Annotated in this window: 20 protein-coding genes; 7 read left to right on the plus strand and 13 right to left on the minus strand. The window is 66.9% G+C overall.

Annotated elements, in window-relative coordinates:
• Nucleotides 1–31 precede the first annotated feature (31 nt).
• Nucleotides 32–250, plus strand: a complete 219-nt coding sequence (gene infA / locus ACTJIL_RS05075) for a translation initiation factor IF-1 (protein ID WP_027080044.1) — start codon at nt 32–34, stop codon at nt 248–250.
• A 210-nt stretch (nt 251–460) separates the two neighbouring features.
• On the opposite strand, the gene clpA is transcribed toward infA, so the two are convergent.
• Nucleotides 461–2,737: an ATP-dependent Clp protease ATP-binding subunit ClpA gene (gene clpA, locus ACTJIL_RS05080; RefSeq protein ID WP_440754477.1), complete on the minus strand. Its 2,277-nt coding sequence runs from the start codon at nt 2,735–2,737 to the stop codon at nt 461–463.
• A gap of 163 nt (nt 2,738–2,900) precedes the next feature.
• Nucleotides 2,901–3,221 carry an ATP-dependent Clp protease adapter ClpS gene (gene clpS, locus ACTJIL_RS05085; protein ID WP_440754478.1) on the minus strand — a complete coding sequence of 107 codons (321 nt, stop codon included), beginning with the start codon at nt 3,219–3,221 and terminating at the stop codon, nt 2,901–2,903.
• Nucleotides 3,222–3,292: 71 nt separating this feature from the next.
• Between clpS and ACTJIL_RS05090 the strand changes: the two genes are divergently transcribed.
• From ACTJIL_RS05090 to hflD, 3 genes are read left to right on the plus strand one after another with little or no spacing between them, the layout of a single operon-like run.
• Complete coding sequence (locus ACTJIL_RS05090; protein ID WP_440754479.1) at nt 3,293–3,772, plus strand: NUDIX hydrolase; 480 nt, start codon at nt 3,293–3,295, stop codon at nt 3,770–3,772.
• Nucleotides 3,769–4,908, plus strand: a complete 1,140-nt coding sequence (gene mnmA, locus ACTJIL_RS05095; RefSeq protein WP_440754480.1) for a tRNA 2-thiouridine(34) synthase MnmA — start codon at nt 3,769–3,771, stop codon at nt 4,906–4,908. Before ACTJIL_RS05090 ends, mnmA begins: the two co-directional genes overlap by 4 nt.
• Nucleotides 4,901–5,506 (plus strand): high frequency lysogenization protein HflD, encoded by a 606-nt coding sequence (gene hflD / locus ACTJIL_RS05100; protein ID WP_440755849.1) that lies wholly within the window; start codon nt 4,901–4,903, stop codon nt 5,504–5,506. The genes mnmA and hflD overlap by 8 nt, the downstream gene beginning before the upstream one ends.
• A gap of 73 nt (nt 5,507–5,579) precedes the next feature.
• On the opposite strand, the gene ACTJIL_RS05105 is transcribed toward hflD, so the two are convergent.
• Nucleotides 5,580–5,990 (minus strand): type II toxin-antitoxin system VapC family toxin, encoded by a 411-nt coding sequence (locus ACTJIL_RS05105; protein ID WP_440754481.1) that lies wholly within the window; start codon nt 5,988–5,990, stop codon nt 5,580–5,582.
• A gap of 68 nt (nt 5,991–6,058) precedes the next feature.
• Complete coding sequence (locus tag ACTJIL_RS05110) at nt 6,059–6,304, minus strand: AbrB/MazE/SpoVT family DNA-binding domain-containing protein (protein WP_440754482.1); 246 nt, start codon at nt 6,302–6,304, stop codon at nt 6,059–6,061.
• Between the two features lie 144 nt (nt 6,305–6,448).
• On the opposite strand from ACTJIL_RS05110, the gene acnA reads away from it, so the two are divergent.
• Nucleotides 6,449–9,214, plus strand: coding sequence for an aconitate hydratase AcnA (gene acnA / locus ACTJIL_RS05115; RefSeq protein ID WP_440754483.1), 2,766 nt, complete (start codon nt 6,449–6,451; stop codon nt 9,212–9,214).
• 134 nt (nt 9,215–9,348) lie between these two features.
• On the opposite strand, the gene ACTJIL_RS05120 is transcribed toward acnA, so the two are convergent.
• Nucleotides 9,349–9,816, minus strand: a complete 468-nt coding sequence (locus ACTJIL_RS05120) for a nuclear transport factor 2 family protein (RefSeq protein ID WP_440754484.1) — start codon at nt 9,814–9,816, stop codon at nt 9,349–9,351.
• Between the two features lie 180 nt (nt 9,817–9,996).
• On the opposite strand from ACTJIL_RS05120, the gene ACTJIL_RS05125 reads away from it, so the two are divergent.
• Both ACTJIL_RS05125 and ACTJIL_RS05130 read left to right on the plus strand, forming a co-directional pair.
• The gene (locus tag ACTJIL_RS05125) at nt 9,997–11,670 is read left to right on the plus strand and encodes a long-chain fatty acid--CoA ligase (RefSeq protein WP_440754485.1); all 1,674 of its coding nucleotides are present in this window, start codon (nt 9,997–9,999) and stop codon (nt 11,668–11,670) included.
• Between the two features lie 231 nt (nt 11,671–11,901).
• Nucleotides 11,902–12,804, plus strand: coding sequence for a crotonase/enoyl-CoA hydratase family protein (locus ACTJIL_RS05130; RefSeq protein WP_440754486.1), 903 nt, complete (start codon nt 11,902–11,904; stop codon nt 12,802–12,804).
• Between the two features lie 111 nt (nt 12,805–12,915).
• On the opposite strand, the gene ACTJIL_RS05135 is transcribed toward ACTJIL_RS05130, so the two are convergent.
• The 8 genes from ACTJIL_RS05135 to carB all read right to left on the minus strand — a co-directional run bounded on the left by ACTJIL_RS05135 (nt 12,916) and on the right by carB (nt 25,642).
• Nucleotides 12,916–15,033, minus strand: a complete 2,118-nt coding sequence (locus ACTJIL_RS05135) for an ATP-binding protein (protein WP_440754487.1) — start codon at nt 15,031–15,033, stop codon at nt 12,916–12,918.
• Nucleotides 15,034–15,041: 8 nt separating this feature from the next.
• A complete protein-coding gene (locus ACTJIL_RS05140) occupies nt 15,042–16,061 on the minus strand; it encodes an HD domain-containing phosphohydrolase (protein ID WP_440755850.1) in 1,020 nt (339 codons plus the stop codon).
• Nucleotides 16,062–16,375: 314 nt separating this feature from the next.
• Nucleotides 16,376–17,899, minus strand: coding sequence for a lysine--tRNA ligase (lysS, locus tag ACTJIL_RS05145; protein WP_440754488.1), 1,524 nt, complete (start codon nt 17,897–17,899; stop codon nt 16,376–16,378).
• Between the two features lie 133 nt (nt 17,900–18,032).
• A protein-coding gene (prfB, locus tag ACTJIL_RS05150) for a peptide chain release factor 2 (protein WP_440754489.1) occupies nt 18,033–19,161 on the minus strand; the annotation gives its coding sequence in 2 pieces (ribosomal slippage) (nt 18,033–19,085 and nt 19,087–19,161; 1,128 coding nt in all).
• Nucleotides 19,162–19,274: 113 nt separating this feature from the next.
• On the minus strand, nt 19,275–21,017 hold the full coding sequence (gene recJ / locus ACTJIL_RS05155; RefSeq protein ID WP_440755851.1) for a single-stranded-DNA-specific exonuclease RecJ: 1,743 nt from the start codon (nt 21,015–21,017) through the stop codon (nt 19,275–19,277).
• Nucleotides 20,984–21,922 (minus strand): phosphoglycerate mutase, encoded by a 939-nt coding sequence (locus tag ACTJIL_RS05160; RefSeq protein ID WP_440754490.1) that lies wholly within the window; start codon nt 21,920–21,922, stop codon nt 20,984–20,986. Before ACTJIL_RS05160 ends, recJ begins: the two co-directional genes overlap by 34 nt.
• 1 nt (nt 21,923) lies before the next feature.
• A complete protein-coding gene (greA, locus tag ACTJIL_RS05165; RefSeq protein ID WP_440754491.1) occupies nt 21,924–22,400 on the minus strand; it encodes a transcription elongation factor GreA in 477 nt (158 codons plus the stop codon).
• Nucleotides 22,397–25,642 carry a carbamoyl-phosphate synthase large subunit gene (carB, locus tag ACTJIL_RS05170; RefSeq protein WP_440754492.1) on the minus strand — a complete coding sequence of 1,082 codons (3,246 nt, stop codon included), beginning with the start codon at nt 25,640–25,642 and terminating at the stop codon, nt 22,397–22,399. The genes greA and carB overlap by 4 nt, the downstream gene beginning before the upstream one ends.
• Nucleotides 25,643–25,667: the final 25 nt, after the last annotated feature.

Below are 25,667 nucleotides of genomic sequence, written 5' to 3' on the forward strand. Positions count from 1 at the left end.
TCGCCCGACCTTACGCAGCAGTCCAGGACGCATGGCGAAAGACGACGTCATTGAATTTGAAGGCACGATCTCCGAAACCCTCCCGAACACCATGTTCCGGGTGAAGCTGGAGAACGGCCACGAGATCATCGCGCACATTTCCGGACGGATGCGCAAGAACTACATCCGCATCCTCACCGGCGACAAGGTCAAGGTGGAAATGACGCCTTACGACCTGACCAAGGGCCGCATCACCTACCGCATGCGGTAAGTGGATCGGCGCGACGGCGCGCGATACCGTAAAAAAGGAAGGCGGCCAGCGGCCGCCTTTTTCGCGTGCGGATCACCACCCGCCGATCTCCCCCACTCCAGCAGCAGCCAACCATCTTCAGCGTCGGCGTCGGCCATGGAGAGCGAAGTCCGGGGCCCGTGGGCACGGGTGCGTCGCCCGTGCCCACGGCGGCGTGCCGAAACACCCGCTCTACACGGTCACCGGCAACAGCTTCTCCGGCTCGGCCTGCACGTCCAGCACGATCTCGCCGTCGACCACGTCGACGCCAACGCGCCCACCCTTCACCAGCTTGCCGAACAGCAGTTCGTCCGCCAGCGGGCGCTTGATCCGGTCCTGCAGCAGGCGGGACATCGGGCGGGCGCCCATCAGCGGATCGAAACCGTGCTGCGCCAGCCAGTCGCGGGCCGCAGGGGTTGCCGACAGGGTCACGCCCTTCTCGTGCAACTGCGCCTCGAGTTCGATCAGGAACTTGTCCACCACCCGCAGGATGTGGTCGAAGCCCAGCGCCTGGAACTGCACGATCGCGTCGAGGCGGTTGCGGAACTCCGGGCTGAAGCCCTTGCGGATCACTTCCATCGCGTCGGTGCTGTGGTCCTGGGTGGTGAAACCGATCGTGCGCCGCGCCGCCTGCGCCGCGCCGGCATTCGTGGTCATCACCAGGATCACGTTGCGGAAATTCGCTTCGCGGCCGTTGGTGTCGGTGAGGATGCCGCGGTCCATGACCTGCAACAGGATGTTGAAGATGTCCGGGTGCGCCTTCTCCACCTCGTCGAGCAGCAACACGCAGTGCGGCGTCTTGACGATCTTTTCCGTGAGCAGGCCACCCTGGTCGAAGCCGACGTAGCCCGGGGGCGCGCCGATCAGGCGGCTGACCGAGTGCGACTCCATGTACTCGCTCATGTCGAAGCGCACCAGTTCGATGCCAAGCTGCAGCGCGAGCTGCTTGGTCACCTCGGTCTTGCCCACGCCGGTGGGGCCGGCGAACAGGAAGTTGCCGATCGGCTTGTCTGGATTGGCCAGGCCCGAGCGGGCGAGCTTGATCGCCGAGGTCAGCGATTCGATCGCCGGGTCCTGGCCAAAGATCACCATCTTCAGGTTGCGCTCCAGGTGCTGCAGCACGTCCTTGTCGGAGGCGCTGACCTGCTTGGCCGGGATGCGCGCCATCTTGGCGACGATCAGCTCGATCTCCTCGACGTCGATCAGCGTGTTGCGTTCCTCGTCGGATAGCAGCTGCTGGCGCGCGCCGGCCTCGTCGATCACGTCGATGGCCTTGTCCGGCAGCAGGCGGTCGCCGATGTGCTTGACCGACAGGTCGACGGCGGCCTGCAGCGCATCATCGGTGTAGAGCACGTCGTGGTGCTCCTGGTAGCGCGGGCGCAGGCCGCGCAGGATCTCGACCGCCTCGCCCACGGTGGGCTCGACGATGTCGATCTTCTGGAAGCGGCGTGCCAGCGCGTGGTCCTTCTCGAAGATGCCGCGGTATTCCTGGAACGTGGTCGAACCGATGCAGCGCAGCTCGCCGGAGGCCAGCGCCGGCTTGATCATGTTGCTGGCATCCATCGTGCCGCCGGAAGCGGACCCTGCGCCGATGATGGTGTGGATCTCGTCGATGAACAGCACCGCATCGGGCACCTTCTTCAGCGCCGCGAGCACCGCCTTCAGGCGCTTCTCGAAGTCGCCACGGTACTTGGTGCCGGCGACCAGTGCGCCGAGGTCGAGCGAGTAGATCGTCGCCTCCTGCAGCACCTTGGGCACGTCGCCCTCGACGATGCGCCGCGCCAGGCCCTCGGCCAGCGCGGTCTTGCCCACGCCGGCCTCGCCGACGTACAGCGGATTGTTCTTGCGCCGGCGGCACAGCACCTGGATGGTGCGCTCGACTTCCTCTGCGCGGCCGACCAGCGGGTCGATCCGGCCTTCCTGGGCCAGCACGTTGAGGTTTATGGCGTACTCGGTCAGGGCATCGCCCTTGGTCTCGGCTTCCGCAGCCTCGGCCTTGGCAGTGAGATCCTCCATGTCCGCCGATTCGCCCTCGCCCTGCTTGGCGATGCCGTGCGACAGGTAGTTCACCACGTCCAGCCGGGACACATCCTGCTGGTTGAGGTAGTAGACGGCATGCGAGTCCTTCTCGCCGAAGATCGCCACCAGCACGTTGGCGCCGGTGACCTCCTTCTTGCCCGAGGACTGCACGTGGTAGACCGCGCGCTGCAACACGCGCTGGAAGCCGAGCGTCGGCTGGGTATCGCGGCCGTCGTCCTCGGGCAGGCGCGACACCGAGCTGGCGATGGCCTGTTCGAGGTCGCTGCGCAGGCGGTGGAAGTCGGCGCCCGTTGCCTTGAGCACGGCTTCGGCCGAGGGGTTGTCGAGCAGCGCGAGCAACAGGTGTTCGACCGTCATGTACTCGTCGCGCGCCTCGCGGGCGCGCTTGTAGCACTGGCCGATGGTGTATTCGAGATCCTTGCTGAACATGGGGCGGGAGCCTCCGGAAATCACTACAACCCAGATGGGGGTGGCCGCGGGGTTTTCCACATCCCCGCCATGGCTTCCTTGTAGGTCTTTTCCCGCCCGGCCTGCAAGTCACGCAGGACATGCCACAACTTCGGGATTCAGCGTTCCGCCGCTGGCCCGATGCTCAGGCCTTTTCCATCGTGCACAGCAGCGGATGCTGGTTGAGCCGGGAATACTCGTTGACCTGTGCCACCTTGGATTCGGCCACTTCGCGCGTGAACACCCCGCATACGCCGCGGCCGCGGGTGTGGACGTGCAGCATCACCTGGGTGGCCTTGTCGAGGTTCATGCCGAAGAACCGGATCAGGACGTCGACCACGAAGTCCATCGGCGTGTAGTCGTCGTTCAGCAGCAGGACGGAATACAGCGGTGGCCGGGCCACCTCCGGCTTGCCGGTTTCCACGGCGACGCCGTGCTCTCGATCCTGTTCGTGCTCGTTTGCCATCCGGCAATTTTATACGAGCGCGGCGCGCGGCGGCGTGGACGCAACCGCCGTGGGCAAACGACAATGGCAGGATGTCCCAGCGCACAAGCCGTTTCTGGCAGCCCGATGTCACCGTCGCCACCGTCGTGGTCAACGGCGGCCGCGTGCTGTGCGTCGAGGAACGCAGCAACGGGAGCCTGGTGATCAACCAGCCGGCCGGCCACCTGGAACCGGACGAAAGCCTCGAGCACGCCGCCCTGCGCGAAACCCGGGAGGAGACCGGTTGGGACGTGCGCCTGACCGCCTTCATCGGCGCCTACCAGTGGCAGGCCCCCATGCAGGCCGATGGCAATGCGGGCCGCCATTACCTGCGCATGGCCTTTGCCGCCGAACCATTGCGTCACGACCCAACGCGGCCGCTCGACGACGGCATCGTGCGCGCGCTGTGGATGACGCCCGCCGAACTGCTGGCCGAACGCGACCGGCACCGCAGCCCGCTGGTGTGGCAGGTGGTTGCGGACCATCTCGCCGGCCAGCGCCATCCGCTGTCGCTGCTGCGGCAGCTGCCATGAGTGCGCCACGGATCATCGTCGGCATGTCCGGCGGCGTCGATTCCTCCGTGGCGGCGCTGCTGCTGCGCGATGCCGGCGAGCCGATTGCCGGCCTTTTCATGCAGAACTGGGCCGACGACGGCAGCGGCGACTGCCGCGCCGAGGACGATCGCCGCGACGCGGTGGCGGTCTGCGGCCGGCTCGGCATCCCGATCCATTTCCGCGATTTCTCCGGCGAATACTGGGACGGGGTGTTCGCCCACTTCCTCGCCGAGTACGCCGCCGGGCGCACGCCCAACCCGGACGTGCTGTGCAACCGCGAGATCAAGTTCAGGCATTTCCTCGATGCCGCGCGCGAGCTCGGCGCCGAACGCATTGCCACCGGGCATTACGCCCGGGTCGACAACGACCGCGGAAGCTGGCGCCTGCTGCGCGCGCGCGACCGGGGCAAGGACCAGAGCTACTTCCTGCACCAGCTCGGGCAGGCGCAGCTTGCCGCCACCGTGTTCCCGCTTGGCGACCTGCCCAAGACCGACGTGCGCCACATCGCCGCCGAGGCCGGGCTGCCGACCGCGGCGAAGAAGGATTCCACCGGCATCTGCTTCATCGGCGAGCGCGACTTCCGCGAGTTCCTGTCGCGCTACCTGCCTGCCCGGCCCGGCGAGATGCGCACGCCCGACGGCCGCGCGGTCGGCACCCATCCGGGCGTGTTCTATTTCACCCTGGGCCAGCGCGAAGGCCTGCAGATCGGTGGCCTGCGCGGATTCGAAGCGGCACCGTGGTTCGTGGTCGGCAAGGACGTCGAGCGCAACGTGCTGGTCGTCGACCAGGGCAGCGACAGCCGCTACCTGTTGTCGGACACCACCTGGACCGAGGGCGCGCACTGGATCGCCGGTGCGCCGCCGGCGGCGACGTTCACCTGCAGTGCGCAGACGCGCTACCGGCAGCACGACCAGGACTGCGAGGTGGAAGTGCGCGACGACGGCAGCCTGCGCGTGCGTTTCGCGCAACCGCAGCGCGCGGTGACGCCGGGACAGTCGCTGGTGCTTTACGATGGCGACCATTGCCTGGGCGGCGCAGTGATCGCCGCCACCGACGCGCCGCTCGAACAGCGGCGCCACGACACGAATCCGGGAGCAGTGCGGCATGATGCATGAACGGGTCCTCGCCCTCGCCGGCCTGGTGCAGGGGCTGAAGCAGGTGCGGCGCATCGCCGAGACCGGCCAGGCCGACGCGTCGGTACTGGCGACCGCGCTCGACAGCGTGTTCCGCATCGACGCCGAGTCCCCGGCGGCGGTCTATGGCACCGTCACCGACCTGCGCCCCGGCCTGCTGCTGCTGCGCGACTACTTCGGCAACCAGAACAAGGACGAAGCCCTGCCCCGGCTGGCGCTGGCGGTGTTGCAGATCGAGCGCCGGTTCGTGCGCGACGGCGCGATGGTGCAGCAGGTCCAGGACGGCATCGCCGCAGCCGCACCGCTGGCCGAGCGCCTCGGCAGCAGCCACCCGGAGGTGCTGGCCGCGCTCGGCAAGCTCTATGCCGACACGGTCAGCAACCTGCGTCCGAAGGTGATGGTCCAGGGCAATCCGCATTACCTCGGGCAGGCCGACATCGTGTCGGAAATCCGCGCATTGCTGCTCGCCGCACTGCGCTCGGCGGTGCTGTGGCGGCAGATGGGCGGCAGCCTGTTTGATTTCCTGATCGCCCGGCGGCAGATGATCGCCGTGATCGAGCGGGAGAGCGACCTGAGATAACGCCCGGGCGCCGGCATCGGCTCTGGAGGCCTGCAGGAATTCGCAGCGGCTTCAGCCATGGCAGGACCGCGGATCAGCCCCGCGTCGCCATCGGCACGATCAGCTTCAAGCCCTTGAAGTAGTCGCGGTAGAAGCGGTCGTCACGGGTAATCAGGCCACTGCACTGCATCAGCGCATGGGCGCCGGTCAGGAAGTCCGGCACGGCGCGGACGTCGCCGCCGCCGCGCTGGCGGTGGCGGCGCTGCATCTCGCCGGCGCGCAGCGCCGACCTGGCCTCGGTGGGCAGGTAGCGGATGCTCATTTCCTCGAGCACGGCCAGCGCCTCGGAGCCGTCCTTGAGCGCGCTGCACAGTTCGGCCAGCACCACGTCGCAGACCACCACCGGGCCGCTGCCCAGGCATTGGCGCAGGCACAGCTCCACCGCGTCGGCATCCGGGCCGTCGGCCAGCAGGTCGATCAGGGCGGGCGTGTCGATCGCGATCATCGGCCTGCTCCAGCCAGGCGTGCCCCGGTTGGGCGTGCCCCAGCTCGGCCTGCTGCGGTCAACATGAGCTAGCGCTGCGCTGGGTCGCCGGGCTTGCGCCCGCGGATAGTGGTCATCGCCTCGCTGGTGTCCGCGAACCCGTCCAGCTTGAAGCGGCCACGGGCCCGTGAAATCGCATCGTCAACACTCTTGCGCAGGATAATGCGGCCACCATCCAGCTCCACCTTCAGGATGGTGCCCTTGCTCAGGCCCAGGGCATCGCGCACCGCCTTGGGCAGGGTGATCTGGCCGCGCTCGGCTACCGTCGCCTCCATCAGGGCATTCTCCGGAGCATGAAGTATGGATGGAGTCTACATACTTCAAAAAACATACTCAATCCGGCATACTGTGCGGATTCCCAGCCCCCTCCGGCCACCCCGCCAGGGTCTTCCGCCCCCAGCCACAGGAGTTTTCGCCCCATGAGCGATTCCTTCGCCACCCGCGCCCAACTGGACGTCAACGGCAAGTCCTACACCTACGCCAGCCTGCCCAGGCTTGGCGAGAAGTTCGACATCGCCCGCCTGCCCTATTCGATGAAGATCCTGCTGGAGAACCTGCTGCGCCACGAGGATGGCGGCATCACGGTCGGCAAGGAGCACATCGAGGCGGTGGCCAAGTGGGATCCGAAGGCCGAGCCGGACACCGAGATCGCCTTCATGCCCGCCCGCGTGGTGCTGCAGGACTTCACCGGCGTGCCCTGCGTGGTCGACCTGGCCGCGATGCGCGACGCGGTGACCAAGCTCGGCGGCCAGCCGGACCAGATCAACCCGCTGATTCCCTCGGAGCTGGTCATCGACCACTCGGTGCAGGTCGACGTGTTCGGCCGCCCGGACGCGCTGGACCTCAACGGCAAGATCGAGTTCGAGCGCAACAAGGAGCGTTACGGCTTCCTGCGCTGGGGCCAAAAGGCGTTCGAGAACTTCAAGGTGGTGCCGCCGAATACCGGCATCGTCCACCAGGTGAACCTCGAGAACCTCGCCCGCGTGGTGATGGAGCGCGACCTGGACGGCGAAGCCTGGGCGTTCCCGGACACCGTGTTCGGTACCGACTCGCACACCACGATGATCAACGGCATCGGCGTGCTGGGCTGGGGCGTGGGCGGCATCGAGGCCGAGGCCGCGATGCTGGGCCAGCCGTCGTCGATGCTGATTCCGCAGGTCGTCGGCTTCAAGCTCACCGGGCGCCTGCCCGAAGGCGCCACCGCCACCGACCTGGTGCTGACCGTCACCCAGATGCTGCGCAAGCACGGCGTGGTCGGCAAGTTCGTCGAGTTCTACGGCGACGGCCTGCAGCACCTGCCGCTGGCCGACCGCGCCACGATCGCCAACATGGCGCCCGAGTACGGCGCGACCTGCGGCATCTTCCCGGTCGATGCCGAATCGATCCGCTACCTGCGCCTGTCCGGCCGCAGCGAAGAACAGATCGCGCTGGTCGAGGCCTACGCCAAGGCGCAGGGCCTGTGGCACACGCCGGAGTCCGCGCACGCCGAATACTCGGCCACGCTGGAACTCGACCTGGCCACCGTGCAGCCCTCGCTGGCCGGCCCCAAGCGCCCGCAGGACCGCGTCCTGCTGGGCGACATGAAGGCCAACTTCCACGACAACGTCGGCGGCATGACCAAGGGCCGCCAGGCCAAGGTCGGCTGCGCGGTCCACGAACTCGAAGCCGAGGGCGGCGACCAGCCGCAGGCGCAGCGCCTCGCCGCCAAGCCGATCTCGAAGATCCGCCTGCAGGACGAGGACCACGAACTGACCGACGGCTCGGTCGTGATCGCCGCAATCACCTCGTGCACCAACACCTCCAACCCGGCGGTGATGCTCGGCGCCGGCTTGCTGGCGCGCAATGCCGCGGCCAAGGGCCTGAAGGCGGCGCCGTGGGTCAAGACCTCGCTCGGACCGGGCTCGCTGGTGGTCACCGACTACCTCAAGAAGGCCGGCCTGATGGATGACCTGGAGAAGCTCGGCTTCTACGTGGTCGGCTACGGCTGCACCACCTGCATCGGCAACTCCGGCCCGCTGCCCGAAGCGGTGTCCAAGGGCATCGCCGAGAACGACCTGGCCGTGGCCGCGGTGCTCTCGGGCAACCGCAACTTCGAAGGCCGCATCCACGCCGAAGTGAAGATGAACTACCTCGCCTCGCCGCCGCTGGTGGTGGCCTATGCGATCGCCGGCACCATCGACATCGACCTGACCAACGATCCCATCGGCCACGACCCGGCGGGCAACGCGGTCTACCTGCGCGACATCTGGCCGACCAACAAGGAAATCGGCGACATGATCGCCGCGACCGTCGGCCCGGAACTGTTCGCGCAGAACTACGCCGACGTGTTCAAGGGCGACAGCCGCTGGAACCAGATCCAGTCGCCCGACACCCTCGCCTACCAGTGGGACGAGGCCTCGACCTACATCAAGAACCCGCCCTACTTCGACGGCATGACGATGGACGTCGGCGACATCGACGACATCCACGGCGCACGCGTGCTCGGCCTGTTCGGCGATTCGATCACCACCGACCACATCTCGCCGGCCGGCAACATCAAGCAGGATTCGCCCGCGGGCCGTTTCCTGCAGTCGCGCGGCGTGCAGCCGGCCGATTTCAACAGCTACGGTTCGCGCCGCGGCAACGATGACGTGATGGTGCGCGGCACCTTCGCCAACATCCGCATCCGGAACCAGATGCTGGACGGCGTCGAAGGCGGCTTCACCAAGTACTTCGGCAAGGGCGACGCCGCGGGCGAACAGCTGGCGATCTACGACGCCGCGATGAAGTACAAGGCCGATGGCACGCCGCTGGTGGTGCTGGCCGGCAAGGAATACGGCACCGGCTCGTCGCGCGACTGGGCGGCCAAGGGCACGATCCTGCTGGGCGTGAAGGCGGTGATCGCCGAAAGCTTCGAGCGCATCCACCGCTCCAACCTGGTCGGCATGGGCGTGCTGCCGCTGCAGTTCAAGGACGGCCAGAACGCGCAGTCGCTGGGCTTCGACGGCTCGGAAACCTTCGACATCATCGGCCTGCAGGACGGCGCGTCGAAGACCGCGACGGTCACCGCGACGAAGGCCGACGGCAGCACCAAATCGTTCGAGGCCCACGTGATGCTGCTGACGCCGAAGGAAGTCGAATACTTCCGCCACGGTGGCCTGCTGCAGTACGTGCTGCGCCAGCTGGCGGCGAAGAAGGCGGCCTGATCTCGGGCGCCGGGTCGGGCGGAAGCCCGGCCCGGCGCAGCCAATCGAAAAGGAAAAGGCGGCCTCCGGGCCGCCTTTTCGCATTGGCATCAACGGCACGAATGGCCGCGACCGGTTTTGTAGCGACCCGCTCGCTAGGGCGCGTTCCACGACAGGCTGGTCATCCGCCAGTCGCCATCTTCCAGGCGCCAGCCCGAAGTGACGGCGTGGACGCGCCCGGTGTCCGGCAGCAGCCCGCCGCTTCCGCCGGTCAGCACCACCGTGGTGCGAACGGTGGCGTGATCGCCCTGCAGCTGGATGTCGAGCGGCCCCGGGGTGATGCCGATTTCGGCATTGCGCATGAAATAGACCGCGGCAAGGCGGCGCGCGCCATCGCGGTCGAGACCGTCATTGCCGACGAAATCCCGGGCCAGGAACTTCGCCATTCCTCCCGCGTCGCGCGATTCGATCGCCGCCTGCAACGCGGCGACGTCCCGGCGCAGCGCCTGCTCGGCGGATTCGCGGCGGCAGCCAGGGACGAGCGCCAGCACGGCGAGCAAGGCGCCCAGCGCAGGCAGCCATCGGACCCCGCGAATCGCGTTGTGCGGCTTGATCGGGTGCATGTGCGTCGTCACTCCCGGCGTTGACCCCAAGCGACCAAGGCTACCTGTTCGCAGGTCTCCGGGACAGGCGTCCGTACGGACGCGCACGCCGCCTTGCGGGGGCCTAGAGCCTATGCTCCAATCGATCAAGGCACGTCCGCATGGTTGCGGTCGGCAATGGAACATCGGAGAGAGAGGAACATGACGATCGAACGCCCCTGGCTGGCCCATTACCCCGCTGGCATCCCGGCCCAGATCGATGTCGAAGAGTTCGCCTCGATCCCCGCGGTGCTCGAGGGCTCGATCCGCAAGTACAGCGACCGCCCGGCCTTCACCAACATGGGCAAGACGCTCACCTATGCGCAGATCGACGCGGCCAGCCGCCAGTTCGCCGCCTACCTGCTCGGCGAACTGAAGCTCAAGAAGGGCGATCGCGTCGCGATCATGATGCCCAACTGCCTGCAGTACCCGATCGCCACCTTCGGCATCCTCCGCGCCGGGCTGACGGTGGTGAACGTCAACCCGATGTACACGCCGCGCGAACTCAAACACCAGCTGGTCGACTCGGGCGCGACTGTCATCCTGGTCCTCGACAACTTCGGCTGCACCGTGCAGCAGGCGCTCGAGGGCACCGCCGTCAAGCAGGTGATCACCACCGGCCTGGGCGACCTGCTCGGCTTCCCCAAGGGCGCGATCGTCAATTTCGTGCTCAAGTACGTGAAGAAGATGGTGCCGGACTACGACCTCGCCGGCGCCGTCCGCTTCAACGACGCGCTCACGCTCGGCCAACGCCATGAACTGCCCGAGGTGTCGATCACCGCGGACGACATCGCCTTCCTGCAATACACCGGCGGCACCACCGGCGTGGCCAAGGGCGCGATGCTCACCCATCGCAACCTTGTGGCGAACATGCAGCAGGCCGCGGCCTGGGTCAGCCAACTGGTGAACGAAGGCGGCGAGATCATCATCACCGCGCTGCCGCTGTATCACATCTTCTCGCTGACAGCGAACGGGCTGGTCTTCATGAAGATCGGCGCGCTCAACTACCTGATCACCAACCCGCGCGACATGCCGGGCTTCGTCAAGGAACTGTCGAAGGTGAAGTTCACGGCGATCACCGGCGTCAATACCCTGTTCAACGGACTGCTCAACACGCCGGGCTTCGACAAGGTCGACTTCTCCCAGCTGCGGCTGACGCTCGGCGGTGGCATGGCCGTGCAGCGCGCCGTGGCCGAGCGCTGGAAGCAGGTCACCGGCGTGACCCTGGTCGAAGCCTACGGCCTGACCGAAACCTCGCCCGCGGCGTGCATCAACCCGATGGACCTGGCCGAATACAACGGCTCGATCGGCCTGCCGGTCCCGTCCACCGATGCCTGCATCAAGGACGAGAGCGGCGCGATGCTCCCGGTGGGCGAAGTGGGCGAGCTGTGCATCAAGGGCCCGCAGGTGATGAAGGGCTACTGGAACCGCCCCGACGACACCGCCCAGGTCATCGACGCCGACGGCTGGCTGCACACCGGCGACATGGCGAGAATGGACGAAAAGGGTTTCTTCTACATCGTCGATCGCAAGAAGGACATGATCCTGGTGTCGGGCTTCAACGTGTATCCCAACGAGGTCGAGGACGTCATCGCGATGATGCCGGGCGTGCTCGAGGTCGCGGCCGTGGGCGTGCCGGACGAGAAGTCCGGCGAGGCGGTCAAGCTGGTCATCGTCAAGAAGGATCCCGCGCTGACGGTCGAGCAGATCAAGGCGCACGCGCGTGCGAACCTCACCGGCTACAAGCAGCCGCGCTACGTGGAGTTCCGCGACGAATTGCCCAAGAGCAACGTCGGCAAGATCCTGCGCCGCGAGCTGCGGGAACCGTCCGCCTGAGCAGGGCGGGCCCAGGGTGATGTGATGCATCACCCTGCCGTGGCTGGAGGGATTACGGCCCCAGAAGTGCGGAAATCCGGCCTTGGCGGCCGAAACTGCCCCTGAAACCGCTTGCAGTGCGCTCGATCTTGGGCGGACCATGTGGCGTCGGGCGCATTCGTCTTCTCTTCATACATCCTTCCGCTGTCCCGTTGCGCGACCGGCCGGACGGCTTATATCAGGGGTATCGCCATGTCCATTCTTGAAAGCGCTGTCTTTGGCCACGACACGTCCATCGTCCGTCGTGTCACGGACGAGCACACAAACGTCGATTGGTGCTACATGCACGCCAATCCCTCAGGCATCTATCACCCGTGTTTTTCCGAGCGGTTGTTGGGTGAGCTGAAGCGCACACAGGAAGCCATCCGCCGCTCGCTCGCTGCCGATAACGGATCCTCCGCAGGCATCCACCACCTTGTGCTGGCATCCGACGCCGAGGTGTTCAACCTGGGGGGTGACCTCGCGCTGTTCTCGCAGATGATTCGCAATGGCAATCGGGGGCGCCTGCTCGACTATGCGCGGCTCTGCGTCGAGGTGGCATACAACTTTTCCCATCTCTACCAAGATCGCGTACATAGCATCGCGGTGGTACAGGGCGAAGCGCTGGGCGGCGGTTTCGAGGCCGCGCTGTGCTGCAACACCATCATTGCCGAGGAAGGCACGGGGATGGGTTTCCCCGAAGTCTTGTTCGACCTGTTCCCCGGGATGGGCGCCTACACGTTCCTGACCAGGCGCGTGCCAGCAGCCAAGGCTGAACGCATGATGCTCGATGCGCGCATTTATTCGGCCGGGGAACTACTGGAAATGGGGGTCGTCGACTACGTGGTGCCCAAGGGCGAGGGACTGATGGCTGCGCAGGATCTGATTCGCCGCAACCAACGCATCAGCAATGCGCTGCGGGCCATGAACACCGTACGCCAAGCTTGCCGACCGGTCAGCCTCGAGGAACTGCTGTCGGTGACCACGGAGTGGGTGGATGCGGCCATGCGCCTGAACGAGCGTGGCCTGAGGACGATGGAGCGCCTGATCCGCGCACAGCAGCGCCGTGCCGAGTCGCAGTTGCACCAGAGCCAGCCGGTCTTCGCAGTCCAGTGAAACGCCGGTGGATGATGGAGCCGCAGTGCCACGCATCGACGATACACGGGACAGATGTGCGGCCTTGCCGCGCAACCATGCCGACGAGGCGGAAAGGCGTGGGTGCGCCGGTTACTGGCTGTCGGTTTCGGTTTCGTAAACCAGGTCGCCGCGCTCACGCAGCGCGGTGATCGCCTGTTCCAGCTGTTGCCGCACGATCCTGGTCATGCCGGCGTGCTCTCGCACCAGCTGATCCGAAGGCATCCGCATGCCCTCGGACGCACTGTCAGCCAGCCGAATGGCGCCCATGTTGCTCGCCGCACCCTTGAGCCCGTGGCAGGCATCGCGGAAGGCATCCCATTGGCCTGAGGTCCCGGCGATCTCAAGGTCGGCGATGCACTTGCGGGCATCGCGGGCGCATTCGCCGAGAAAACGCTGCACGAACTCCTCTCCGAGACCCATTTCCCGCAGTTCATCGAGGATGTGCTGTGAAATGACGCTCTTGTCGGCGGTCGGTTGTGGTGCAGAAGATCTTGTTTCCGCACCACCCGAAGCGACGCCATCGGCGATTTCGGCGATCTTCTCGAGCAAGCGGTCGACTGCCACAGGCTTTGTCATGAACGCATACGCACCCGCGCGCTCGCACTCGATGCGTGCCTCGGCGGTGGCATCGGCGGTGAGTACGATGAACGGCGTGCGCTTGCGGCCCGCTTCCATGAAGCGTGCCTGCTTGATTACTTCCAGACCACTGGCGCCTGGCATGTGCAGGTCGATGATGACGACGTCGCACCTTTGTGACTCGATCGCATCGAGCACGCGCTCGCCGTCGTCGACGAGCAGCGGTCGGTGGCCTGCTTTCTCAAGCAGGCGGCGCATGACCATGAGGTTCGCCGACTGGTCGTCGGCGACAAGGATTCGCATCGGCCGAACGCGTACACGGTGCCTTACGAACGGATCGTCGAAGGCAATGACATTGTTCGCCACCGAATCGTCGCGTGTTGCGATTCCGAAGGGAATGTCGACCCAGAAGTGCGACCCCCGCCCGACCTCGCTCTCGACACCGATCGTGCCACCCATCAGTTCAGTGAGCGCCCTGGCAATCGTTGTCCCCAACCCGGTGCCACCGTGGCGACGGCCCAGGCCGCTCTCGGCCTGTTCGAAAGCATCGAAAATGTGCACCAGCGCCGCGCCGGGAATGCCGATTCCGGTGTCGCGCACGGAGAAGCGCAATCTTGCCGCCCCCGGCTTCGCCGACAGCATGGAGACAGTCAATACCACCCGCCCGCGCTCAGTGAACTTGATGGCGTTGGAGAGCAGGTTGACCAGTATCTGGCGCAGGTGGTTGCTGTCGCCGTGCAGCGCCGTGGGCACGTCGCTGCCAATGTCGAGTTCGAGCGCCAAGTTCTTCGATTGTGCCCCGGGCCGGAGCATGACATGAATGCTCTTGACCAGTTCGGCCAGCGAAAAATCCGAGTCGTTGCGGCTGAACTTGCCCGCCTCGATCTTGGAAATATCGAGTACGTCATCGACCAGAAGTTGCAGGGCGCGCGCAGATGTCTGGATGACATGTGCACTGTCGCGTTGCTCCGCGGTCAGCGTGGTGGTGACCAGCAATTCGGACATCCCGATGATGCCGTTCAGCGGCGTGCGGAACTCGTGGCTCATGTTGGCAAGGAAGCGGGACTTGGCTTGATTGGCCCGATGCGCCTCCTCCGTGACCCGGTGCAGGTTCTTCATCAGCGAAGAAAGATAGCCGGGAATCGCGACAAGCCCGAGCCACAGGCCACCGGCCAGATAGGGCTGGTCGCGCCAGAAAGGATTGAACAGGATCACCGCGAGGAAGGCGCTGGCCGACAGGAGCGAGGCCGAATACAGGTACCGGGTGCCGTACCTCATGCCGTTGCCAATGGTCACCCACAGGATGAGCACGTAAAGCGGCGACAGCGCTGGCGCGTTCAGCGACATCAAGATCGCAAGCGTCGCGTAGTCGGTCATCATCCCGATCCAGCGCCGCACGTGGGATACGCCCGGATTGGCCACGATCGCCGAGATGATGCCAAGGGCCGCGACGGCTTCGGCCAGCATCACCAGGATCATCGTATCGACGTGGGCTTCGCCACTGTACCGACGCAGCGCCCACAGGTATGCCAGCAGCAGGCTCGCAATGGTCAGGCGCACGATTGCCTGCCCGTGCTCGCTGTCGGGACGATTCTCGAAGCGTGACTTCAATGCTCGCGTGACGGCGATCATTTTGATGCTTATTGCAGGTCGGTGTGCACTGTGCGAATCGGGCCTGCGTGCGCGCAGATATCGACCAGTCGAGCCCGGTTGCGCAGCAGCGCATCCACGCATTTCGGATCGAACAGCTTGCCGCTCTGCTCGGACATGAATTCCAGCGCCTCGTCGAAGCTCCATGCCCGCTTGTACGGGCGGACCGAGATCAGCGCGTCGAACACGTCGGCGACGGCGACGATCCGGGCCTCGATCGGAATCGCGTCGCCGGCCAAGCCGTCGGGATAGCCGCTGCCGTCGTAACGCTCCTGGTGGCGCAGCGCGATCGTCGCGCTGACCTGGATGAACCGGTTCTGGCTGCCGCTGAGAAGTTCGTGGCCGATCTCCGGGTGCCGGCGCATCAACCTGGTTTCTTCGTCGGTCAGCGGCCCGGGCTTCATCAGCAGCGCATCGGGGATCGCGATCTTGCCCAGGTCGTGCAGCGGCGCGGCCAGTTCGATCATCCGCACCTCGTCCTCGAACAGGCCCATTTCCTCGGCAACCATGCCGGCGATGCGGGCCAGGCGCTCGAGGTTGGCGCTGGTGCCGGCGTCGCGGTAGGCGATCGCCCGCGCGAGCCGGGTCAAGGTCTCGCGCTCGCGCTCCTCGACCTCGTTCATGCTCGACAGCAGGCGTTGTTCCAGCGACAGCGCACGCTGTTTCACCGACTCGGCCTGCTGGCGCAGCTGCAGCAGGTTGCGACAGCGGGCGCGCAGTTCGCGCGGGCGCACCGGCTTGACCAGGAAATCGATGACGCCGGCGTCCAGCGCGGCCTGCCGGATCGGCTCGTCGCCGACCACGGTCACCAGCACGATCGGCACGTCGCGGTGCAGCAGCGGGCGGCGGAAGCGGCGCGCGAACTCCAGCCCGTCGATGACCGGCATGCGGTAATCCAGCAGCAGTAGGTCCGGGCGGTTGTCCTCGCACCAGCGCAGCGCGTCCTGGGGGTCGCCGAAGTCGAGCACGTCCAGTTCGGGGCTGATGTCCTCGAGGATGTGGCGCAGCATCGTGCGCGCGGATGTCTGGTCGTCGACGATCACGATGTTCACGTGTTGTCCGCTCCTCGAACGCAGTTGCCTTGCCAGCCCCACATACTCACCCGGTGATACAGGGCAAGCAAGTCCCCTGCCCCGCCGGCAAGCCCCGATCTGGCGCGACCGGCCACGTTTCCCCGCGGAGGGAAGCGGCGCGATCGGCGGTGTGAGGTCAGAAAATGCCCCTTCCCGTCATGCGCTCCCATTGCCGCCTCCATCGATCTCCTTTTCCCTTCCCTTTCCTTCCATTTCCTTTCCTTGTCTTCCCTGCGCGGCAGGCCGGCACCTCAGCCGGTCGCCTCGGGGCGCATGTAGGGGAACAGCAGGACATCGCGGATCGACGCCGACCCGGTGAACAGCATCACCAGGCGATCGATGCCGACCCCCAGCCCGCCGGTCGGCGGCAGGCCGACCTCGAGCGCGCGGATGTAGTCGGCGTCGAAGTGCATGGCCTCGTCGTCGCCGCCGGCCTTGGCTTCGACCTGGGCGCGGAAGCGCGCGGCCTGGTCCTCGGGGTCGTTGAGCTCGGAGAACCCGTTGGCCATTTCCTTGCCGCCGACGAACAGTTCGAAGCGGTCGGTGATGCCCGGTTCACTGTCGGACTCGCGCGCAAGCGGCGATACCTCGACCGGATAGTGGGTGATGAAGGTCGGCTGGATGAGCCCGGTCTCGACCGTCTTTTCGAAGATCTCCAGCAGCAGCTTGCCCCAGCCGTAGCCGGGCTTGACCGCAACCTTCAGCCGCGCGCAGTGCGCGGCAAGCGCGGCGCGGTCGCGGCAGTCGGCGACGCTGATCTCGGGATTGAGTTCGCGCACGGCCTCTTCCAGCTTCCAGCGGCGGAAGCGCGGACCCACGTCGATCGCATTGCCTTCCCACTCCAGCACGGTGCTGCCCACGGTCTCCTGCGCGACATCGCGGATCAGCGACTCGGTCAGGTCCATGACCTCGTCGTATCCCACGTACGCCTCGTACAGTTCGAGCATCGTGAATTCGGGATTGTGCCGCGTGCTCACGCCTTCGTTGCGGAAATTGCGGTTGATCTCGTACACGCGCTCGAAGCCGCCCACGACCAGGCGCTTGAGGTAGAGCTCAGGCGCCACGCGCAGGAACAGGTCGAGATCCAGCGCGTTGTGGTGGGTGGTGAACGGCCGCGCGGTCGCGCCGCCGGCCAGGTAATGCATCATCGGCGTCTCGACCTCGAGGAAGCGCCGGGCATCCAGCCAGCGCCGGATCGCGCCGATCACCTGCGAGCGCTTGACGAAAACCGCGCGTGCCTCGGGCGTGACGATCAGGTCGACGTAGCGCTGGCGATAGCGCTGTTCCACATCGGCCAGCCCGTGCCACTTGTCCGGCAGCGGCCGCAACGACTTGACCAGCAGCCGCAGCGTGTCGGCCTTGACCGAAAGCTCGCCGGTCTTGGTGCGCATCAGGGTGCCGGTGGCCGCGACGATGTCGCCCACGTCCCAGCCCTTGAATGCGTCGTAGGCTTCGCCAAGCGTGTTGGCCTGCAGGAACAGCTGGATCCGGCCCGAAACGTCCTGCACCTGCACGAACGCAGCCTTGCCCATCACCCGCTTGGCCAGCAGGCGGCCCGCCAGCGCGACGCGCCTGCCCTCGCCTTCCAGCGCCTCGCCGGTCCATTGATCCGCATCCGCGTAGGCGTCCTGCAGGTCCTGTGCATAGTCGGCACGGCGGAAGTCGTTCGGGAACGCCACGCCCTGCGTACGCAACGCCGCGAGTTTCGCGCGGCGCTCGGCGATCAGGTGGTTCTCGTCGGCGGCGGGCTGCGGGGACTGCGTCTGGTCGGTCATGGATGGAAATCGGTTGTGGTTGCAGGTCGGGGCCAGCCCCGACGCCGGAAATTACGGGGGAAGCAATGCGTCCGGTCGGGGTGGTCGCCGTGCGTCGGGGACGTAGCCCCGACCTACGACGATCGACAGAGGGTTATACCGCGTCGGAGCGTTTGGAACCCGCCTCGAGCCCGGACTTCAGGCTCGCCTCGATGAATTCGTCCAGGTCGCCATCAAGCACCTTCTGCGTGTCCGAACGCTCCACGCCGGTGCGCAGGTCCTTGATCCGGCTCTGGTCGAGCACGTAGTTGCGGATCTGGCTGCCCCAGCCGATGTCGGACTTGGTGGCTTCCAGCGCGTCGCGTTCGACGTTGCGCTTCTGCACTTCCAGTTCGTACAGCTTCGCGGCCAGCATCTTCATCGCGGTGTCGCGGTTCTGGTGCTGGCTGCGGCCGGTCTGGCAGGCGACCACCGTGTTGGTCGGGATATGGGTGATGCGTACCGCCGACTCGGTCTTGTTGACGTGCTGGCCGCCGGCGCCCGACGAGCGATACACGTCGGTCCGCAGGTCGGCGGGGTTGATGTCGATCTCGATGTTGTCGTCGACTTCGGGCGATACGAAGACCGAGGTGAAACTGGTATGCCGGCGGTTGTCGGAATCGAACGGCGACTTGCGCACCAGCCGGTGCACGCCGATCTCGGTCTTCAGCCAGCCATACGCGAACTCACCTTCCACCCGGATCGTCGCGGACTTGATGCCGGCCACGTCGCCGCCGCTGGCCTCCATCAACTCGGTCTTCCAGCCGCGGCTCTCGGCCCAGCGCAGGTACATGCGCAGCAGCATCTCGGCCCAGTCCTGCGCCTCGGTCCCGCCGGCGCCGGCCTGGATGTCGACGAAGGCGTTGGCCGAATCCATCTCGCCGGAGAACATGCGCTGGAACTCAAGCTTGTCGACGCGGCCGGCGAGCTGTTCGACGTCATCGACCACGGCGTTTGCCGTGTCCTCGTCGCCCTCGCCCTCGGCCAGGTCCAGCAGTTCGCCTGCGCCAGCCAGCCCTTCAGTCAGGTCGCGGATGCCGTTGACGGTCTTGTCGAGCAGCGAGCGCTCGCGCCCCAGGGCCTGCGCCCGCTCCGGGTCGTTCCAGACGTCCGGGTTCTCCAGCTCGCGCTCTACTTCCTCCAGGCGCTCGCGCTTGGTGTCGTAGTCAAAGAAACCCCCTGAGCGCATCCAGCCGACCGGTCAGGTCGGCGATGCGCTGGCGCACGGGATTGAGTTCGATCATGGCGGTCGGAAACGTGAAAAATGGCCGTGAATTCTAGCAGGGCGGCCGCCCCGGCTGCGCCGACACGCGCGCACCCCAGGCGTGGCGCAGGCGTGGCGGTGGATCAGGCGCTTCTACGCCGCTTCGCGATGCACCACGATCAGCTGGATGGCGTTGCCGCCGCGGTAATCGTCGGGCGCGAGGCGATAGGCGATGCGGATACGGTCCGGTGGTGGCGTGCCGGCCCAGCCGCCGAACTCGATCGCCTGCAGCCGCTGGCCGCCCAGCCCCAGTTCGAGCTTGAGGTGCTGGGTGCCGACTGGCCGCCACGACAGCACGGTGAACTCGCCGTCGAACAGCGGCTCGGGGAATCCCTGCCCCCATGGCCCGCCGTCGCGCAGTGCACAGGCGTTGTCGATGTCGAACGCATCGGCGGGCAGCTCGCCATCGCTGGCGATGGTGTCGCGCAGCAGTTCGGGCGTGATCATCGCGCTGGCGGCTTCGAGGAAGGCCACCTGGAATGCCTCGAAATGCGCCTGCGGCAAGCTCAGGCCCGCAGCCATCGCATGGCCGCCGAAGCGGTCCATGAGGCCCGGCCGCATGGCTTCCACGCGTGCGAGTGCATCGCGGACGTGGAAGCCGGGGATCGAGCGTGCCGAACCGCGCAGCAGCGTGCTGCCCGGTTCGCTGGGTGCGAAGGCGATCACCGGGCGATGCAGGCGCTCCTTCAGTTTCGACGCGACCAGTCCGATGACGCCGGGATGCCACTGGGCGTCGAACAGGCAGTGGGCGACGCGTGGCGCGGCGGCATTGGGCACCGTTGCCAGCGCCACCTCCGCTTCGCCGACCATTTGCTGCTGGACCGCGCGGCGCTCGGCGTTGATGCCGTCGAGCACGGCGGCCAGTTCGCGCGCCTGCGCGGGGTCGTCGCAGAGCAGGCATTCGATGCCCAGCGCCATGTCCTCGAGGCGTCCCGCTGCGTTGAGCCGCGGCGCGACCGCGAACCCGATGTCGGCGGCGGTCAGGGTATCGGCACGCCGCCGCGATACTTCGATCAGTGCCTGCAGGCCGGCGCACCCCTGCCCTGCGCGCAGGCGCCGCAGGCCGGCGGACACGAGTGCGCGGTTGTTCGCGTCGAGCGGCACGAGGTCGGCGACGGTACCGACGGCGACCAGGTCGAGCAGCGTCGACAGGTCGGGGCCGCCATCATCGAAGCGCCCTGCCTCGCGCAGGCGCCTGCGCAACGCCAGCAGCACGTAGAAGATCACGCCAACGCCGGCCAGCATCTTGCTGCCGAAACCGTCGCCGCGCTGGTTCGGGTTGACGATCGCGTCGGCCGGCGGCAATGCATCGCCGGGGAGGTGGTGATCGGTGACGAGAACTTTCCAGCCGTGCGCCTTTGCCGCTGCGATGCCGGCGTGGCAGGCGATGCCGTGGTCGACGGTGACCAGCAGTTCGGGCTGCAATGCGGCCAGTTCCTCGACCAGCGCCGGCGACAGCCCGTAGCCGTGCACCATGCGGTTGGGCACCGCGTGCGACACGCGCGTGGCACCGAGCATGCGCAGGCCACGTACGGCGGTGGCGCAGGCGGTGGCGCCATCGCAGTCGAAATCGCCCACCACCAGGATATGCCCGTTGTTGGCAATGGCATCGGCGAGCAGCGCGGTGGCGGCGTCGAGCCCGAGCAGGCCGTCTGGAGGCAGCAGGTCGGTCAGGCGCGGCCGCGCAGCGGCATGGTCGTGCGCGCCGCGGGCGCTGTAGACGCGGCGCAGCAGCGGCGACACCGAGGCAGGCCAGTCGTCCCCGACCACGCATTCACGGCGATGGATCGTGCGCGCGATGGTCACGCGTCGAACCGCGCCAGCGGCCGGCGCCAGAAACGCCAGCGCTGGCCGGGCGCAAGCGTCCACTGCCGGCCGTCGGCGAAATCCAGCACCAGGTTTTGCAGCTCGCCGCGCTGCAGCGCCGTGCAGGCCGGCTGCAGCCAGTCGCGCTCCAGCACGGCGAGGTCGCGCGCACCTTGCAGGTCGAAGACAGCATCGTCGGCGTCGATGCCGAAGCTGCCGGGTAACGCGCGGGCGATCCCGGCGGCATCGGCAAGCGCAAGCGCGATCTCGTCGCCGGAATGAAGCGCGACATGCGGTGAGGCGACTGCATCCGGCAGCGCGCCTCCGCCCCAGAACCACAGCGAGTTCACCGGTGCCCTGCCCTGTGCCACGCGCTGCGCGTTGCGCGGATGGTTGTGCAGCAGGACCTGGGCTTCGCCGAGCAGCGTGCGCCAGCGGCGGCCCTCGCTGCCCTCGGCGAGGTGGTCGAACAAGTCCGCGCCCAGCGCCTCGGACGGCTCGGCGAATGCCGGCAGCTTCGCGCCCTGCGGCAGCCGCAGGTACCAGCGCGACGGGTGCGGCGCGTCGATCGGGAAACCGGCATCGCCGAACATCGGCCTGAGTTCGGGCAGGAAGGCCGCGCGATCGTCGTCGTCCAGCCCGAGCGATGCGCCGATGGCGAGCAGGCGCGCGCCGTTGATGTCCGGGCGCACGTACGCCGGGTCGGCGCGCAACCAGCTGGAAGCTGCGGCGTCGCCGGCATCCATCTGTCGGGTCAGGGCCGCCATTGGCCAGTGATCCGGCGTGAGCCGGAAATGGCGCCGCAACTGCGCGCGCCGCCCTTCTTCCCCGGCTTGCGCACGGTCGGCGCGGCCAAGCGCGCGGGCGACATCGGCGCCTGCCTGCTGGCCGCCGAAGCGCGTGGCTGCCGGCAGCAGGAAGGTCGCCCGGGCCATGTCAGCCGACGTAGCGGACTTCGACGATCTCGAACTCGCGGGTGCCGCCGGGCGCCTCGATCGTCACCTCGTCGCCTTCGTGCTTGCCGATCAGCGCACGAGCGACCGGCGACGAGATCGCGATCTGGCCCTGCTTGATGTCGGCTTCGAGGTCACCGACGATCTGGTAGCGCTTCTCTTCGCCGCTGTCGGCATCGGCCAGCAGCACGGTCGCGCCGAACACGATGCGGGTGCCGGCATCGAGCGCGGAGATGTCGATGACCTGCGCATGCGACAGTTCGCCCTCGAGCTGCTTGATGCGGCCTTCGATGAAGCCCTGCTGTTCGCGGGCGGCGTGGTACTCGGCGTTTTCCTTCAGGTCGCCGTGCGCGCGCGCCTCGGCGATCGCGTTGATCACCGCCGGGCGCTGGACCGACTTGAGTTCTTCGAGTTCCGCGCGCAGGCGCTGCGCGCCCTGGGTGGTCAGTGGTGCTCTCATGCCTTGCTCAACTCCTGGTGCAGTTCCTGCAGCGCCCACACGGGGCCGCTGCTTCGATACTCGAGAGAATGCAACAAGGCCCTGGCGCCGGCAATGGTGGTCGAATAGGTCACGCCCTGTTGCAGCGCTTCACGACGGATCGAGAACGAGTCGGCGATGGCCTGGCGGCCCTCGGTGGTGTTGACGATGTAGTTGATCTCGCCGTTCTTGATCAGGTCGACGATGTGCGGCCGGCCTTCGGCCACCTTGTTAATGTGCGCGCACTCCAGGCCGTTCTCGCGCAGCCACGCGGCGGTGCCGCCGGTCGCCACCAGTGAATACCCGCGCTCGACCAGGTCGCGCGCGACCGGCAGCACGCGCGACTTGTCGGGGTCGCGCACGGAGATGAAGGCCTTGCCGACCGGCGGCGTGCGGATGCCGGCCGCCTCCTGCGCGCGCGCGAACGCGGCACCGAAGTTGCGGCCCACGCCCATCACCTCGCCGGTCGAACGCATTTCCGGCCCGAGGATCGGGTCCACGCCCTGGAACTTGGCGAACGGGAAGATCGCCTCCTTCACGCAGTAGTAATCGGGCACGATCTCTTTGGTGACGCCCTGCTCGGCGAGCGTCATTCCGGCCATGCAGCGCGCAGCGATCTTCGCCAGCGGCCGGCCGGTGGCCTTGGACACGAACGGCACGGTGCGCGAGGCGCGCGGATTGACTTCGAGCAGGAAGATCACGTCCTCGCCGTTCTCGTCGACCTGCACCGCGAACTGGGTGTTCATCAACCCGACCACGTCCAGCGCACGCGCCAGGGCGGCCACCTGTTCGCGCAGCCGTGCCTGTGTGGCAGCGGACAGCGAGTACGGCGGCAGCGAACACGACGAATCACCGGAATGCACGCCGGCTTCCTCGATGTGCTCCATCACCCCGCCGATCAGCACCGCGCCGGTGCGGTCGGCGATGACGTCGATGTCGACCTCGACCGCGTTGTCGAGGAAGCGGTCGAGCAGTACCGGCGAATCGTTGGACACCTTGACCGCGTCGCGCATGTACTTGGAGAGATCCGCGTCGGCGTGGACAACCTCCATCGCGCGGCCGCCGAGCACGTAGCTCGGGCGCACCACCAACGGGTAGCCGATTTCGCGCGCCAACGCCAACGCCTCGTCCGGATTGCGCGCAGTGCGGTTGGGCGGCTGCAGCAGGCCAAGCTTGGTCACCAGTTGCTGGAAGCGCTCGCGGTCCTCGGCCAGGTCGATCGACTCTGGCGAGGTACCGATGATCGGCACGCCATTGGCCTCCAGCGCACGCGCAAGCTTGAGCGGCGTCTGGCCGCCGTACTGCACGATCACGCCCTTGGGCTTCTCGAGCTCGACGATCTCCAGCACGTCTTCGAGCGTCAACGGCTCGAAGTACAGGCGGTCGGAAGTGTCGTAGTCGGTCGAGACTGTTTCGGGGTTGCAGTTGACCATGATGGTTTCATAGCCATCCTCGCGCAGGGCGAGCGCGGCGTGCACGCAGCAGTAGTCGAATTCGATGCCCTGCCCGATCCGGTTCGGCCCGCCGCCGAGGACGATGATCTTGTCGCGAGCGGTCGGTTGCGCTTCGCATTCGTCCTCGTAGGTCGAATACAGGTAGGCGGTGGTGGTGGCGAACTCGGCCGCGCACGAGTCCACGCGCTTGTAGACCGGGCGGATGCCGAAGGCGTGGCGCAGGGCGCGCACTGCCTTCTCGTCGGTCTGCACCAGCTGCGCCAGGCGCGCGTCCGAGAAGCCCATGCGTTTGAGTCGGCGCAGACGCGGTGCGTCGAGCGCGGCGACGCCGGCGGCGGCGACCTCGGCTTCGACGGCCACCAGTTCCTCGATCTGGTCGAGGAACCACGGATCGACGAACGACAGGCCGAATACGTCCTCCACCGACATCCCGGCGCGGAATGCATCGGCCAGGTGGAACACGCGCTCGGGGCCGGCCTCCTTGACCTCTCGACGCAGCGTCGCAAGGTCGTCCTCGCTGTCGAGATCCAGCCCGGTGGGATCGAGCCCCGCCTTGCCGGTCTCCAGCCCGCGCAGCGCCTTCTGCAGCGATTCCTGGAAGGTGCGGCCGATCGCCATCACCTCGCCCACCGACTTCATCTGCGTGGTCAGGCGCGAGTCGGCCTGCGGGAACTTCTCGAACGCGAAGCGCGGGATCTTGGTGACCACGTAGTCGATCGCCGGCTCGAACGAGGCCGGAGTGAGCCCGCCGGTGATCTCGTTCTTCAGTTCGTCGAGGGTGTAGCCCACCGCCAGCTTGGCCGCGACCTTGGCGATCGGGAAACCGGTGGCCTTCGATGCCAGCGCGGACGAACGCGACACGCGCGGGTTCATCTCGATCACCACCACCCGGCCGTTGTCGGCGTTGATGCCGAACTGCACGTTGCTGCCGCCGGTATCGACGCCGATCTTGCGCAGCACCGCGATCGAGGCATCGCGCAGGCGCTGGTACTCCTTGTCGGTCAGGGTTTGCGCCGGCGCCACGGTGATCGAGTCGCCGGTGTGCACGCCCATCGGGTCGAAGTTCTCGATCGAGCAGACGATGATGCAGTTGTCCGCGGTGTCGCGGACCACTTCCATCTCGAACTCCTTCCAGCCCAGCACCGACTCCTCGACCAGCACCTCGTGCACCGGCGAGAGCTCGAGGCCGCGCTTGACGATGTCCTCGAACTCTTCCTTGTTGTAGGCGATGCCGCCACCGCTACCACCGAGGGTGAAGCTCGGCCGGATGATGGTCGGATAGCCGACGCGGGTCTGGATGTCGACCGCCTGCTCGAAGCTGCGCGCAACCTCGGCCTTCGGGCATTCCAGCCCGATCTCGGCCATCGCCACCCGGAACAGCTCGCGATCCTCGGCCATGCGGATCGCATCGCGCTTCGCCCCGATCAGTTCGACCCCGTACTTCTCGAGCACGCCGTTGTCGGCCAGGTCCAGTGCGCAGTTGAGCGCAGTCTGGCCGCCCATCGTCGGCAGCAGCGCATCGGGCTTTTCCTTGGCGATGATCTTCTCGACTGTCTGCCAGTTGATCGGCTCGATGTAGACCGCGTCGGCCATTTCCGGGTCGGTCATGATCGTGGCCGGGTTGCTGTTGACCAGCACCACCCGGTAGCCCTCGTCGCGCAGCGCCTTGCAGGCCTGCGCGCCCGAGTAATCGAACTCGCAGGCCTGGCCGATGACGATCGGGCCGGCGCCGATGATGAGGATGGTCTTGAGGTCGCTGCGCTTGGGCATTGCTCGATGTTCCGGGGGATCAGGG

The sequence above is a fragment of the Luteimonas sp. 22616 genome (assembly GCF_052044325.1).
Taxonomy (GTDB): Bacteria; Pseudomonadota; Gammaproteobacteria; order Xanthomonadales; family Xanthomonadaceae; genus Luteimonas.

Bases quoted from the DNA above. Each gene is read 5' to 3' on its own strand.
- ACTJIL_RS05135 (WP_440754487.1), bottom strand. From the start codon at position 15,033: ATGATCGCCGTCACGCGAGCATTGAAGTCACGCTTCGAGAATCGTCCC.
- ACTJIL_RS05090 (WP_440754479.1), top strand. From the start codon at position 3,293: ATGTCCCAGCGCACAAGCCGTTTCTGGCAGCCCGATGTCACCGTCGCC.
- clpS (WP_440754478.1), bottom strand. From the start codon at position 3,221: ATGGCAAACGAGCACGAACAGGATCGAGAGCACGGCGTCGCCGTGGAA.
- ACTJIL_RS05130 (WP_440754486.1), top strand. From the start codon at position 11,902: ATGTCCATTCTTGAAAGCGCTGTCTTTGGCCACGACACGTCCATCGTC.
- ACTJIL_RS05105 (WP_440754481.1), bottom strand. From the start codon at position 5,990: ATGATCGCGATCGACACGCCCGCCCTGATCGACCTGCTGGCCGACGGC.
- acnA (WP_440754483.1), top strand. From the start codon at position 6,449: ATGAGCGATTCCTTCGCCACCCGCGCCCAACTGGACGTCAACGGCAAG.
- mnmA (WP_440754480.1), top strand. From the start codon at position 3,769: ATGAGTGCGCCACGGATCATCGTCGGCATGTCCGGCGGCGTCGATTCC.
- hflD (WP_440755849.1), top strand. From the start codon at position 4,901: ATGCATGAACGGGTCCTCGCCCTCGCCGGCCTGGTGCAGGGGCTGAAG.
- ACTJIL_RS05140 (WP_440755850.1), bottom strand. From the start codon at position 16,061: ATGCTGCGCCACATCCTCGAGGACATCAGCCCCGAACTGGACGTGCTC.
- ACTJIL_RS05120 (WP_440754484.1), bottom strand. From the start codon at position 9,816: ATGCACCCGATCAAGCCGCACAACGCGATTCGCGGGGTCCGATGGCTG.
- infA (WP_027080044.1), top strand. From the start codon at position 32: ATGGCGAAAGACGACGTCATTGAATTTGAAGGCACGATCTCCGAAACC.
- ACTJIL_RS05110 (WP_440754482.1), bottom strand. From the start codon at position 6,304: ATGGAGGCGACGGTAGCCGAGCGCGGCCAGATCACCCTGCCCAAGGCG.
- ACTJIL_RS05125 (WP_440754485.1), top strand. From the start codon at position 9,997: ATGACGATCGAACGCCCCTGGCTGGCCCATTACCCCGCTGGCATCCCG.
- carB (WP_440754492.1), bottom strand. From the start codon at position 25,642: ATGCCCAAGCGCAGCGACCTCAAGACCATCCTCATCATCGGCGCCGGC.
- clpA (WP_440754477.1), bottom strand. From the start codon at position 2,737: ATGTTCAGCAAGGATCTCGAATACACCATCGGCCAGTGCTACAAGCGC.
- greA (WP_440754491.1), bottom strand. From the start codon at position 22,400: ATGAGAGCACCACTGACCACCCAGGGCGCGCAGCGCCTGCGCGCGGAA.
- lysS (WP_440754488.1), bottom strand. From the start codon at position 17,899: ATGACCGACCAGACGCAGTCCCCGCAGCCCGCCGCCGACGAGAACCAC.
- ACTJIL_RS05160 (WP_440754490.1), bottom strand. From the start codon at position 21,922: ATGGCCCGGGCGACCTTCCTGCTGCCGGCAGCCACGCGCTTCGGCGGC.